A 13,053-nucleotide genomic window follows, 5' to 3' on the forward strand; every position below is an offset into this window, starting at 1 on the left:
TTTTACCTCCTTTTATCTACCAATTTCTAATGCTTTCATGAGCATGCCTTTTGTTGCATTTAGTGCTGTAACATTTGCTTCGTAAGAACGCGTCGCACTTATTAGGTCTACCATCTCTTGGAGTGGATCGACATTTGGCATTTGTACATAGCCATCTTCGCCTGCATCTGGGTGAGTTGGATTATATACCATCATAAAGGGTTCATCATCTTCCCTTATTGCTGTGATGTTAACCCCTGTTAAATTTTGATTACTTGTACCTTGACGAAATCGTCTTAATTGCTGAGTAAAACTAGCGCCCTGTTCCTGCATTCTAACTGTTTTACGCCGATAAGGCTCAAATTCTCCTTGCTCGTTAAGTCTGGCTCGTGTCGTTTCAGCATTTGCTATATTGGACGACACTGTATCCATTCTTAGGCGTTGTGCGGTTAAAGCTGAGCTACTAATATTCATTCCATTAAAGATGTTCAACTTTACCTTCCTCCCCTAATAACTGTTTGTAATGTATTAAAATGACCATTTAAACGGTCCACTAAGCTTTGATAATAAATCTGATTATTGGCTAACTCTGACATTTGTTTATCAATATCAACATTGTTGCCATTATGGTTGTATTGTGTGTTTGAATGAGTTGATATTCGAAAACCATTTGTTGTCCGGCCAAAGTCAAGGTGACGAGGATCCGTACGCTTCGCTTTGAACCCATTTTTACTTTCCATCTCTAGCAAACTTTTAAAAGCTACTTGCTTAGCTTTATAGTTTGCTGTATCGACATTGGCAACATTATTCGATATCGTTTCATTTTTTAGCACAGAATAGTTCAAGCCGTGTTGAATATTATCAACAGAGCGACCAAAAATAGACATTTTACGACCTCCCCGCCCATAGTTCTACATTTCGTAATCATACTGTCATTGTATTGTAAAAAAGAATAGCTGTCTATGATAATTCTCTATATTCTGACTAAAGTTATTAAAGAAAAAGCGGAATAATAATACTATAGAACTAAATCCTAAGAATCAACAGAAATAAAAGGATAGCTTGATTTACTCATTTCTTTTTTCAATAAAACTGGATCTTTTTTAGAATATAAGGTTTTTTTGCTAAAATACCTAATTTAACCCACTTTTCAATAACAATTCTTTTGTCCCAACTAGATCCCAGTAAATCCCTCGAAAAACTAAAATATAGTCATATTGAACCTTTTTTTAATGAATCATCTCAGTTTACCAATTTAAGTAAAACGTTATACCTACTACTTGAGCATGGAGCTGAAAAAACCGTGATAATATACTTAGATAGACAGTATGATGATGACGCTTTCGTTTCAGTTAATCATTCTTTATTTAAAAAAAGTTCTTCATCAAATAGAGTTGGTAAGATAATTTCCCAAGATTAGGCGGAAGCAAAAAAAAAGCCGACTCCTGCGGGAATAGCACCTGTCCGAAGACACCTAGACGAAGGACGCGGCATCGTTTCGCAATGTCTAACTGACTCACATCCTTTCAGCCCGAGGCTGAGCCCGGAAAGCGGCTCTTTTTTGCTGGCGCCATACAAACATTTGCTTAACCAACGCTATTTAAATACAACCTAAAAAAAGCTGTAAATGAGATCCACAATATGACTGTGGATCCTTTACAGCTTCTCCTTTTACTGTTGCTATTCAGTTTTAAGCTTCTTTAATTCAAACAAGAATTTATCATTTAAAACTTTAATGTATGTCCCTTTCATTCCTAGTGAACGTGACTCAATTACACCTGCACTTTCAAGCTTTCTTAGTGCATTGACGATAACGGACCTCGTAATACCGACACGATCTGCAATTTTACTTGCGACCAAAAGCCCTTCCTTACCATCTAGCTCTGCAAAAATATGGTCAATTGCTTCCAGCTCGCTATATGATAGCGAACTAATCGCCATTTGAACAACAGCTCTTGATCTAGCTTCTTTCTCAATTTCCTCTGACTTTTCATGCAATATCTCCATACCTACTACAGTTGCACCATACTCAGCTAATAACAAATCATCGTTATTAAAATCAGCATTTAATCGACTCAAAATTAGCGTGCCTAGGCGCTCTCCGCCACCAATTATCGGGACAATTGTTGTTAATCCTTTCTCAAACAAATCTTTATTTTCAACTGGGAATGCTGTATATGGGCTATCAATCTCAATATTTGCTGTCGTTTCATTCACGCGGAATAGGCTCTCTGTATAGACTTCTGGAAATTGTCTTTCCTCAAGCATAGCCTTCATTCTAGGATTCTCAATTTGTTGATTAATTGAAAAACCTAATAATTTCCCTCTCCGACTTACAACAAAAATGTTGGCAGCTATAATTTCCTGTAGCGTGACTGCCATTTGATTAAAGTTTACTGATTTACCAGTGGTACCTTGTAAAATTGAATTAATTCTCCGTGCGCGCTCCAATAATTCCATGTATATTCCTCCATTTAATGTGCGTTTCTTATAAGATATATTGCCGTAGATCCTTGTCCTCAGCAATATTTGTTAGTTTCTCGTCGACATATTGGGCGGTAATTTCTATTGTTGGCATTGTAATGCTATCCGCCTCAAATGATAAATCCTCTAATAATTTTTCCAAGATCGTGTGCAAACGACGTGCACCAATATTGTCCGTTTCCTGGTTAACATGATAGGCAACTTCAGCCATCCGTGTAATCGCTTCTTCCGTGAAGTTAACGGTCACTTCTTCAGTTGCTAGCAAGGCTTGATATTGTTTAAGTAGAGCGTTGGTAGGCTCTGTTAAAATCCTTCTGAAATCGTCAACGGAAAGCTTCTCTAATTCTACTCTAATTGGAAATCGTCCTTGTAGCTCTGGAATTAAATCAGATGGCTTCGACATATGAAAAGCACCTGCTGCAATAAATAGAATGTGATCAGTTTTAACAGCGCCATATTTGGTAATAATAGTCGATCCTTCAATAATTGGTAAGATGTCACGTTGAACACCTTCACGTGATACATTTGCTTGGTGATCACTCTTTCCAGCAACCTTATCAATTTCATCAATAAATACAATGCCCATTTGCTCTACTTTCTCAAGAGCTAGTTGGGTAACCTCATCCAGGTCAATCAGCTTTTCAGCTTCTTGATTAGTCAACACCTTGCGCGCGTCACTTACCGTTAATTTGCGTTTTTTTGTCTTTTTCGGCATAAATTGACCAAACATATCTTGCATATTAACACCCATTTGTTCCATCCCTGAACCTTGCATTAAGTCAAACATATTCGTTTGCTGTTCTTCAACATCAATTGAAACTAGTGTGTCCTCAACCTCACCTAATGCAAGCTTATGAGCAACTTGCTTGCGCTTCAGCTTCCGATCATCAGTGGACTGGTCGTCATTGTGCTCTTGCTGATTGTCCGTTTGCGATTGCGGAAAGAAAACATCAAAAGGATTTTTTATTGAATTTGACTGTTTTTTGGCCATTGGAACAAGTAAATTTACTAATGCCTCATTTGCTAGTTCAATTGCTCTATCCTGTACTTTTTCCATCTTTTCAAGCCGAACCATTCTAATTGCCATTTCAGTAAGGTCACGAATCATTGATTCAACATCGCGTCCAACATAACCAACCTCAGTGAACTTAGTTGCTTCCACCTTGATAAAGGGCGCACCAACAAGCTTTGCTAATCGCCGTGCAATTTCTGTTTTGCCGACACCAGTTGGCCCAATCATTAATATATTTTTAGGCACAATCTCATCGCGCATCCGATTATCCAGCTTCATACGACGATAGCGATTTCTAAGCGCAATTGCAACTGACTTTTTGGCTTGCTTCTGACCAATTATAAACTGATCCAGCTCTGTAACAATTTGTTTTGGTGAAAGATTCTCTCTCAACAAAACTCCCCCCTTAACTTAATCAAGCTCTTCTAACACAATTTGATCATTGGTAAATACACAAATCTCCCCAGCAATTTCTAATGCAGCTTTAGCAATTTCTTTAGCAGATTTCTCTGGACTGTATCGCTTTAATGCACGACCAGCTGATAAGGCGTATTGTCCTCCTGATCCAATTGCTAAGATGCCATCGTCTGGTTCAATTACTTCCCCTGTCCCAGACACAAGCAATAAACCCTCTTTGTTCATAACAATAAGCATAGCCTCTAACTGACGAAGCATTTTATCACTTCGCCATTCCTTCGCAAGCTCAACGGCTGATCGTTCTAGGTTACCATTAAAAGCTTCAAGTTTTGCTTCAAATTTCTCGAACAGAGTGAACGCGTCAGCAACTGACCCAGCAAATCCAGCTAAGACTTGCCCTTTAAATAGTCTTCGAACCTTTTTTGCCTTGTGCTTCATCACAACTGCATTTCCAAGCGTGACTTGACCATCGCCGCTCATTGCGCATTTACCGTCATGATGTATAGCAAAAATTGTCGTTGCGTGAAATTGAGCAACCAAAAAACCACCTCATTCTTCTTGTTTCTTAGCTCGCGGATGATTTTTCATATAAACATCCTTTAGTCGATCCTTGGTTACATGTGTGTAAATTTGCGTAGTTGATAAATGTTCATGCCCAAGCAGTTCTTGAACACTCCTTAAGTCTGCCCCCTCATTTAACATGTGGGTTGCAAACGTATGCCTTAATGCATGTGGATGTAAGTGAATGGTTAGAGCCGCATCTTTTACAAGCTTATTTAAAAGATAACGAATTCCCCGTGCTGTTAATGGTGCACCCTTTGCATTTAAGAAGAGCAAGTTGGTATCAGCTTTACCCTTTTCCAGCAATACCTTCCTACCTCCTGTTAAGTACCGTCGAAGCGCTTTATCAGCGAATGAGCCAAAAGGAATATACCGTTCCTTTCGTCCTTTCCCTAAAACAATAATTGTTTGTAATGATAAATCAACAGCTTCTACAGTTAAAGTTTGACATTCACTAACGCGTATTCCAGTTGCGTACATGAGCTCAAGTATAGCTTGGTCCCGTTGACCTAGTGGATTAGACAGATCACTTACTTGAAAAAGCTTGACAAGCTCCTCACTATAAAGGAAATTGGGCAGTGATTGCTCTGCTTTAGGCAAAGAAATTGACAAGAACGGGTTTGATTCACAGTAACCTTCTCTCTCTAAATATCGGTAGAACGTTCGTAAGCTTGAAATTTTTCTTGCTACACTTTTTCTTGATAGCTTTTGCTCATATAAGTTTGTTAAAAAAAACCTTACCGCTCTTTCATCAACATCCTTAACAGTAGTTAATTGCTCGCGTTCTAAAAAACTAAAGAAAATATCGAGGTCATGGCTATAGAAAGATAACGTATAAGGTGAAACATTCTTTTCAATTTGTAGATATAAATTAAATTCTTTTTTTAGCAACTGCATTTGATCCACAGTGTCACCTCTTTAGCTGTAGGCGATTAAACCGTATCATAATATGATCGGGAAAGCAACTTATTTACTGAATAATAATAAAGTTCTGAATCCTCTCATAGCACTATCATAGCATATTGAAATTCTGTCAAGCAAATATACTTACCACCGGGAAATTATAAACGCAATTCTAAACCATGTCAATATAATTTATCATTAGCTATCTTCACTAAACCTAATTCGCACTTGGTCAACACTTTTATTGTTTTGACAGTTGCCTAACTGGAACAAACCTGTCCATTTTATAATAGTAACGTATGCACCAATTAAGACGTATTGCTACATGATAACGTGTTGATGAGTACCCATGTTTAACAGTAAAGTGTCATCGAACATATCCCCATATAAATTTAAAAAAGTTGCTTGCATAGGATGAAGACATGCAAGCAACTTTCCTTGATTTTTTTAAAATAATGTGGATAAGATAATCTTTTAACGCCTAGCATAGAGTCGCCCTTAACAAATCATTGTTGTGCTTCTTCTTTATAATCACAATTTGAGCACTGAATTTGTGTGCCTTTTTTAGCCTTCTTCTCAACTAACATCTTATCGCACTTAGGACAAGGACGAGAAATCGGTTTTTCCCATGATAGGAAATCACATTCTGGATATTGATCACAGCCATAGAATGTTCTTCTTTTCTTTGACTTACGTTCGACAATATTTCCTTTTTTACAACTTGGACAATTTACGCCAATCTCTTTTAGTATCGGCTTCGTATTTCGGCAATCTGGAAAGTTTGAGCAAGCCATAAATTTACCATAGCGTCCCATCTTATAAACCATCTCGTGACCGCACTTCTCACAGTCCTCTCCAGCAGGCTCATCTTTAATTTCAACCTTTTCCATTTCTTTTTCAGCTTTTTCAAGCCGTTTTTCAAAGTTTTGATAAAAATTATCAATAATTTGAATCCATTCGGTCTTTCCATCCTCTATTTCATCTAAATCACTTTCCATTTTAGCGGTAAAGTCAAGATCAATAATTTCCGGGAAAAATTCGATGACGAGCTCAATAACAATTTCACCCAACTCTGTCGGGATAAATCGCTTGTTATCCAAGGTGACATAGCCACGTCTTTGAATTGTATCAAGGGTTGGTGCATAGGTTGACGGCCGACCAATCCCTTTTTCCTCCATTGTCTTTACCAGCCTAGCTTCAGTATAACGTGGTGGTGGTTGAGTAAAGTGCTGATTAGGTTCAATCTGTGCTGCGTCAACGACCATACCAACTTCAAGCTCTGGTAAAAAATGATATTCTTCCTGCTTGTTATCATCATTTCCTTCAATGTAGACCTTCATAAACCCTTTAAATTTAATCTTTGAGCCCGTTGCTCTGAACTCAACACCATTTTGCGTTAGCGTAACAGTCATCGTATCCATTACTGCTGGTGCCATGATACTAGCAGTAAAGCGATCCCAGATTAACTTATATAAACGGTATTGATCTCGCGATAATATACTTTTTAATGTACTTGGCTCCCGAAGAACAGCTGTTGGGCGAATTGCTTCATGGGCATCCTGAGCATTGTTTGCATTTTTACTTTTTCGATTTTCACCAAGGTACTCACTGCCATATTGCTCAGAAATGTATGCTCTACCATCTTTTAATGCTGTTTCGGATAAGCGTGTTGAATCAGTTCTCATATACGTAATTAAACCAGTAATGCCACCATCTTTTTTACCAAGGTCAATCCCTTCATAAAGCTGTTGGGCAACCATCATTGTTTTTCTAGCTCTAAAGTTTAATTTACGAGCTGCCTCTTGTTGAAGTGAAGATGTCGTAAACGGCAAGGCTGGATTACGTTTCCGTTCTTTTTTCTCTACTTTTTCTATTTTAAATTGATTATCTTTTAAACGATCAAGAACGTGATTGACTTCTTCCTTATTAGATAGCTTTACTTTCTCACCATCTAAGCGAAAGAAGTGACCATTAAATTGATCATTATCTTTTAAGAAGTGACCATCAATTGACCAATATTCCTCTGGCTCGAACTTCTCTATTTCTCGTTCTCTGTCAATAATCATTTTAACAGCGACCGATTGAACTCGTCCCGCACTTAAGCCTTTTTTTACTTTCTTCCATAGTAATGGGCTGATATTGTAGCCAACTAAACGGTCCAAAATTCTTCTTCCTTGTTGAGCATCAACTAAATCCATATTAATACTGCGTGGATGTTTAAACGATTCTTTAATGGCTTCCTTGGTTATTTCATTAAAAACGACACGACAATCTGATTTCTCATCGATATCGAGACTGTGAGCTAAGTGCCAAGCAATTGCTTCACCTTCTCGATCCGGGTCAGCTGCGAGGTAAACTTTTTTCACTTTTTTTGCAGCTGTTTTTAACTCCTTTAAAACAGGACCCTTTCCTCTGATGGTAATATATCGAGGTGTATACTTATCTGCAACATCTACCCCCATTTGACTTTTAGGTAGATCACGGATATGACCCATTGATGCTTTAACGGTATATTTTTTCCCCAAATAACGTTCGATTGTTTTTGCCTTTGCAGGTGATTCCACAATAACTAGGTAATCTGCCATAACATTCCCTCCCAAGAGGTTTTCTATTTTTACTAATTGTATGAAATAAATCTTCACTATTATTAAATACTTTTTATTCATTTGTCAAATATATCAGTAATTTTTTTTATAATATTGTTGAAATCCTAATCATTATCTACTATAGTTCGACACCATTTTCGTTCAATCGCATGCCATTCTTCAATGATATCATAGGTATTTTGAACTAATTTTGCCCCGTTATTAATTAAATTGTGACAGCCCTGAGCATATTCTTCACTTATTAAACCTGGTACCGCCATCACCTCCCGACCTTGCTCTAAAGCTTGATCAGCAGTAATAAGCGAGCCACTTCTTTCTTTAGCTTCAACAACTAATGTCGCAAAGGATAACCCACTAATTAACCGATTTCTTTCTGGAAAATGGTAACGTTCTGGTTTTTGATTTGGCGGATATTCAGAGATAATGAGATGCTTTTCCTTAAGATGATGAAATAAAGAGAGATTCTCGCGAGGATATGGATGATTAAAGCCACCAGCTATAGCAGCTATTGTTTGGCCGTGATAATATGTAGCAATGCGATGTGCGTACCCATCTATTCCTTTAGCTAGCCCACTTACAATAAGCCAATTATTTGTAACAAGCGGATAAAGGAGCTGATAAATATGCTTCTTTGCATAATTAGACGGGTGACGCGTGCCAACTACTGCTAAAGCAGGACAGTGATGTATTAGCTGAGTTTTTCCTAATCCATACAAGACAACTGGAGGATCAGGAATGTTTTTTAAACTGTTGGGATAATCGCAATCAATAATTGTCCAAACCTTAATACCGGTAAGTTTTTGAAGAGTTAATTGCATAAGTGCTTGGTCATGCAAATAATGAAAAAAACGCGCGGCATTCTGCTCAGTCAGCCTAAACTGGTTAGCTAAATCACTAATGGTCCAGTTCAGCAAAGTAGTAACATCTGAATTTTTTTCTAGCAGCTTCTGTAAAAAGCGTCTTGATATAAATGACGCTTGTGCTAAATAAATGAGATAGGAACGGGAATCATGCATACAACTAAACTCCTTTTTAAACGCATTCTATTCCTATTAGTTTATGCAATACTACCAAGCCTGTCTAGTTAGTGAGCAACAGTGTTTTCCTATAATAATGCATCGGTTTTACTACTTTAATTGCTAAAAATGGCCTTTTTTTAGTTTTAATCTATGTTAAAGCTGGTTACATTATTTTTTTTGCTCTTGATCAACTTTATAGATAAAGGCAAATACCTCTGCAACCGCTTGATAAAGCTCCTCCGGAATACGGTCATTTATGTTTAACTCTGAGAGCATCTCTACTAGGCTTTTATCTTGTTGGATGGGCACGTCACTTGCTTGTGCCCGTTTGATAATTTCATCAGCTACGTACCCTTTTCCTTTTGCTTTTATAACCGGAGCGCTATTTTTTTTTCGATCATATTTAAGTGCTACTGCTCGCGATAGCTGATTATTCTTCTTCATATTTTTAGATCCCATTCGTTGTGACTTTCACTATTTTTTTCGTTAGCAACATCATTCGTACTTTCTGTTGCAAATGGCCGATAGCTAACAGCCGATAGTTCATATTGGAGCGCCTTTAATCCTGCTTTTAATTCAGTCTTATATTGCATAAAAAAGGGGGATAAATCCTCTTTATTATAAACAGTCACATTTACAATACGATTTTGAATATGCATATCAAGCACTGTTGTACCAATTCGTTCAAGGTCAAGATAAAATGCAATACGACAAAAATCGCTATCGAGTTGATTACTTTCCTTCTTTTGACTTTGCATTTCGATTTTTATGTTCTGTTCTTGATTTAAAAACCCAGGTAGTTGAAGCATAACGTGAATATAATTCTGATCCTCTCGAATTAAATATAGCTGCTGGCCAGTAATGGAATCAATGATTGTTTTTAATAATTGATTGTTGGGCTGCTGATTTGTGTAACTTTCCATAAGCAATTGCTTTAAAGAAGCAAGCTGTTGTTCATCACCCTCCCGCCCTTGACTTAATTGATACTCATAATCCAAGCCACTGTTTATCAAGTAATCTTTAAATCCAATTATGAATTGTTGTTTAATTGATAAAGCCTGGCGATCTCCATCAGTTAATTGATTTAATAAATGAAATACTTTAGCTTGGTCAGCATGCGGAATTTGATTGTCTAATAATGATAAAAGTGGTGCTTTAATTGTGGAAAATTGCTCAATTGAACGCTCTTCAAATACTTTGATAAATTCTACTTGAGCATAATCAGGAAGCTTATCATTAATTTTTGCAAATGCAATTGGATTCTCGCTAAAGAAATTACTTAGTTTTACAAAGTTAGACTGTGACTCTTTCAGAGATACTGTCGTTATACCTTCAACAAATCTTGTTAGCTGATTTAATTGCCTCTGTGGAATGGAAAGTTGGTCTGTTAATAATTGCTCAATAAGGGGACCCTTCCCCTTTAAATCATGACTTAGCTGGCTTAAGTCTCCTTGGTTACTTACCAAGCTATTAAGCAAATTATTTAGTGTATTTGTTGTAACAACTGATGAACCTGAACGTTGCTCTGGTAATGCACCCAGTAGATTTACAATTGCTTCGCTTAAAAAACGGTTAGTTACAGTTGAAAATAGTATTGAGCTTGAACTATGTAATTTATGAAACTCCGGCACAATGACTTCGCTAGGATTGACCTGTTGCCCACTATCTTGTTGTCCAAATACCGTTGCTGAAGAGACCACTTTTTGAATTCGACCAAGCAGCTGTTGCTCCAATTCGCTTAAGTGACCGGCTGGTTTTTCCGCCAGTTCCTTTGCTAGCATTCCCATGTCTTGCTGGACTGATTGCTTACTCTCAAGCGTTCTTATTGCAGCAAAGGCTTCATGAGTAATGGGTATTTGATCTTTAATCATGCTTAATAAAATTGTCTGGATCTCGGTATCATTTTGGCCCTTAAGCAGTGCTAAAGCCTGCTTAAGGTCAGAAAAACTAGGTGTTAACTCTTCTCGCAACACTTGATTAAGAAATTGCTGGGCACCTTTACTTTGTTTCTCACCCAAATATTCCAGTAGCTGTGCTACTTGTTCTGCTAACGCTTGCTTTGAATGAACCGCAGTTATGATCTTTAATTCGGGAAGCCCTTCTGTAGCTTGCACCTCAAAAACAAATGACTGTCCAACCTCAAGATTCGTCTCAAGCTGTGCTGTTATTTGATGACGCCCAATTTGTATGAGCGCAGTTTGATTAGGGTAAATTTGGCGGATCTCGCCCCTTACGACTTGTCCCGCCCTTAGTGAAAGCGCGTCCTCTTTCATGGTATTTATTCCTGAATTAGGTGTTATTGAAAGTGCTGAGAAATCAGATATCATGGCAGAAGCTCGCTTTCTATAAGTATTCTTTTATCGGTGCAAATGTTCGGCGGTGAATAGGGGTAATGCCGTGTTTGTAAATACCAGCCAAATGTTTCTTCGTTCCATAACCTTGATTATTACAGAAATCATAGTGAGGATACTGTTCATGATACTGAGCCATGAGCTGATCTCTTGTCACTTTAGCAATTACACTAGCGGCAGCAATTGAAATACTTTTCTGATCACCTTTAATAATCGCTTCTGATTGATACGAGAGATGGTCGAGTGGCACTGCATCAACAAGTAATTGATCTGGCTTTTGCGTTAAGTGTTTAAGTGCTTCTTCCATTGCTTTAATTGATGCCTGATAAATATTAATACGATCAATGATGTCGTGACTAATGATACCAACTCCGACTGAAATTGCCTGCTCTTTTATAATAGCAGCAAACTCATTTCGCTTATGTACTGACAATTGCTTAGAATCTGTTAACCCTAACAAGCTGAAGTCTTTTGGTAGAATAACTGCTGCTGCCACAACCGGACCAGCAAGTGGGCCTCTTCCCACTTCATCCAGACCAGCTATGAACTCACAGCCTTGCTCTCGATAGCGATTCTCTATCTCATTCATTGTCATAAACCTCTGTTGCAATTGTTCATGCTGTGCTTGCTGCTTCTTTAGTTGCCGTGCCAGTTGTTGAACCCCTTTTCTCGCATCACTCTCAAGTAAGGGAATTGAATCCGTACTAAGCTGATTAAGCACTAGCATCTGCTTAATGTCAGCAATTGATTTATTTGAAAGCATCTGTTTGTCCCTTTCGTTACTTAGTATTTATATCGACACCAGCCTCATAATGTTAAAGAAAAGAGGAACAGCTGATTAAAAGGAAAAAGCCGTTCCCCAAACCTTTATTTATTCTGGATGCTCAAGTGTTATTCGTCCGAGCTTTCCGGAACGGAAATCACGGATAATAAGCTCTGCTGTCTTATCAATATCTACCGCTGCACCTGTCGTAAGTGCCCCGCGTAGTTCACCAATGTGTTTGATCAGCTCTGCTGGCTCTATGGTCAAAGAATCAATTTGATACCGCTCTGCCACAAGATGGGGATAATTTTCTGTTAAAAAAGATAGCACATAAGTAATAATATCCTCAATCGATAACAGCTGATCCTTAATCGTGCCTAAAGCAGCCAGGCGATAACCAATTTGTTGATCTTCAAATTTTGGCCACAGAATACCTGGTGTATCCAATAGCTCAAAATCAGTTTTAACCTTAATCCATTGTTGCGCTGTTGTCACACCTGGTCGATCACCTGTTTTGGCAATTTTCCGGTTAGCTAGGCGATTGATTAACGTCGATTTACCGACATTGGGAATACCAATAATCATCGCCCGGGCTGCTCGCGGTCGCACACCTTTTCTCTTAAGGCGTTCCATTTTAGCAGCAGCCATTTGTTTAGCTGCTTCAACTACTTGTTGCACATCCTGACGATTCTGAACATCGACAGCAACAGCCAGTTGATCTTGCTGTTTAAAGTATGCAAGCCATTCAGCCGTTTTAGCTGGATCAGCTAAATCCTTCTTCATTAAAACTTGCATTTTGGGTTTTTGTTGTAAAATTTGCTGAAGCATTGGATTTTGAGATGCCAATGGTGCTCGGGCATCTACCAACTCAATCACGAAATCAACAAGCTTTAATTTTTCCTGCACCTCACGCCTTGCTTTTGCCATGTGCCCAGGAAACCATTGAATTGCAGTCATA

Annotated in this window: 12 protein-coding genes; all 12 read right to left on the reverse strand. The window is 38.1% G+C overall.

Annotated elements, in window-relative coordinates:
- Positions 1 to 12: 12 nt before the first annotated feature.
- Positions 13 to 471: a flagellar basal body rod protein FlgC gene (gene flgC / locus BM000_RS02125; RefSeq protein WP_091494294.1), complete on the reverse strand. Its 459-nt coding sequence runs from the start codon at positions 469 to 471 to the stop codon at positions 13 to 15.
- A 2-nt stretch (positions 472 to 473) separates the two neighbouring features.
- Complete coding sequence (gene flgB, locus BM000_RS02130) at positions 474 to 866, reverse strand: flagellar basal body rod protein FlgB (RefSeq protein WP_091494296.1); 393 nt, start codon at positions 864 to 866, stop codon at positions 474 to 476.
- A 793-nt stretch (positions 867 to 1,659) separates the two neighbouring features.
- Positions 1,660 to 2,439 (reverse strand): GTP-sensing pleiotropic transcriptional regulator CodY, encoded by a 780-nt coding sequence (codY, locus tag BM000_RS02135; protein WP_091494299.1) that lies wholly within the window; start codon positions 2,437 to 2,439, stop codon positions 1,660 to 1,662.
- Between the two features lie 28 nt (positions 2,440 to 2,467).
- Positions 2,468 to 3,868, reverse strand: coding sequence for an ATP-dependent protease ATPase subunit HslU (gene hslU, locus BM000_RS02140; RefSeq protein ID WP_091494301.1), 1,401 nt, complete (start codon positions 3,866 to 3,868; stop codon positions 2,468 to 2,470).
- An 18-nt stretch (positions 3,869 to 3,886) separates the two neighbouring features.
- Positions 3,887 to 4,432 carry an ATP-dependent protease subunit HslV gene (hslV, locus tag BM000_RS02145; protein ID WP_091494304.1) on the reverse strand — a complete coding sequence of 182 codons (546 nt, stop codon included), beginning with the start codon at positions 4,430 to 4,432 and terminating at the stop codon, positions 3,887 to 3,889.
- A 9-nt stretch (positions 4,433 to 4,441) separates the two neighbouring features.
- Complete coding sequence (gene xerC, locus BM000_RS02150) at positions 4,442 to 5,350, reverse strand: tyrosine recombinase XerC (protein WP_091495029.1); 909 nt, start codon at positions 5,348 to 5,350, stop codon at positions 4,442 to 4,444.
- A gap of 512 nt (positions 5,351 to 5,862) precedes the next feature.
- Positions 5,863 to 7,941, reverse strand: coding sequence for a type I DNA topoisomerase (gene topA, locus BM000_RS02155; protein WP_091494306.1), 2,079 nt, complete (start codon positions 7,939 to 7,941; stop codon positions 5,863 to 5,865).
- A gap of 125 nt (positions 7,942 to 8,066) precedes the next feature.
- The gene (dprA, locus tag BM000_RS02160; RefSeq protein WP_091494310.1) at positions 8,067 to 8,978 is read right to left on the reverse strand and encodes a DNA-processing protein DprA; all 912 of its coding nucleotides are present in this window, start codon (positions 8,976 to 8,978) and stop codon (positions 8,067 to 8,069) included.
- Positions 8,979 to 9,149: 171 nt separating this feature from the next.
- Entirely contained in the window at positions 9,150 to 9,425 is a 276-nt protein-coding gene (locus tag BM000_RS02165; RefSeq protein WP_091494313.1) for an EscU/YscU/HrcU family type III secretion system export apparatus switch protein, read from the reverse strand.
- Positions 9,422 to 11,254: a hypothetical protein gene (locus BM000_RS02170; RefSeq protein ID WP_091494315.1), complete on the reverse strand. Its 1,833-nt coding sequence runs from the start codon at positions 11,252 to 11,254 to the stop codon at positions 9,422 to 9,424. Before BM000_RS02170 ends, BM000_RS02165 begins: the two co-directional genes overlap by 4 nt.
- A 70-nt stretch (positions 11,255 to 11,324) precedes the next feature.
- On the reverse strand, positions 11,325 to 12,095 hold the full coding sequence (locus BM000_RS02175; RefSeq protein ID WP_091494318.1) for a ribonuclease HII: 771 nt from the start codon (positions 12,093 to 12,095) through the stop codon (positions 11,325 to 11,327).
- 108 nt (positions 12,096 to 12,203) lie between these two features.
- Positions 12,204 to 13,052 carry a ribosome biogenesis GTPase YlqF gene (gene ylqF / locus BM000_RS02180; RefSeq protein WP_091494321.1) on the reverse strand — a complete coding sequence of 283 codons (849 nt, stop codon included), beginning with the start codon at positions 13,050 to 13,052 and terminating at the stop codon, positions 12,204 to 12,206.
- Position 13,053 lies beyond the last annotated feature (1 nt).

This window comes from Amphibacillus marinus (genome assembly GCF_900110345.1).
Taxonomy (GTDB): domain Bacteria; phylum Bacillota; class Bacilli; order Bacillales; family Amphibacillaceae; genus Amphibacillus_D; species Amphibacillus_D marinus.

Bases quoted from the DNA above. Each gene is read 5' to 3' on its own strand.
- dprA (WP_091494310.1), bottom strand. From the start codon at position 8,978: ATGCATGATTCCCGTTCCTATCTCATTTATTTAGCACAAGCGTCATTT.
- ylqF (WP_091494321.1), bottom strand. From the start codon at position 13,052: ATGACTGCAATTCAATGGTTTCCTGGGCACATGGCAAAAGCAAGGCGT.
- topA (WP_091494306.1), bottom strand. From the start codon at position 7,941: ATGGCAGATTACCTAGTTATTGTGGAATCACCTGCAAAGGCAAAAACA.
- flgB (WP_091494296.1), bottom strand. From the start codon at position 866: ATGTCTATTTTTGGTCGCTCTGTTGATAATATTCAACACGGCTTGAAC.
- BM000_RS02175 (WP_091494318.1), bottom strand. From the start codon at position 12,095: ATGCTTTCAAATAAATCAATTGCTGACATTAAGCAGATGCTAGTGCTT.
- codY (WP_091494299.1), bottom strand. From the start codon at position 2,439: ATGGAATTATTGGAGCGCGCACGGAGAATTAATTCAATTTTACAAGGT.
- BM000_RS02165 (WP_091494313.1), bottom strand. From the start codon at position 9,425: ATGAAGAAGAATAATCAGCTATCGCGAGCAGTAGCACTTAAATATGAT.
- xerC (WP_091495029.1), bottom strand. From the start codon at position 5,350: ATGCAGTTGCTAAAAAAAGAATTTAATTTATATCTACAAATTGAAAAG.
- BM000_RS02170 (WP_091494315.1), bottom strand. From the start codon at position 11,254: ATGAAAGAGGACGCGCTTTCACTAAGGGCGGGACAAGTCGTAAGGGGC.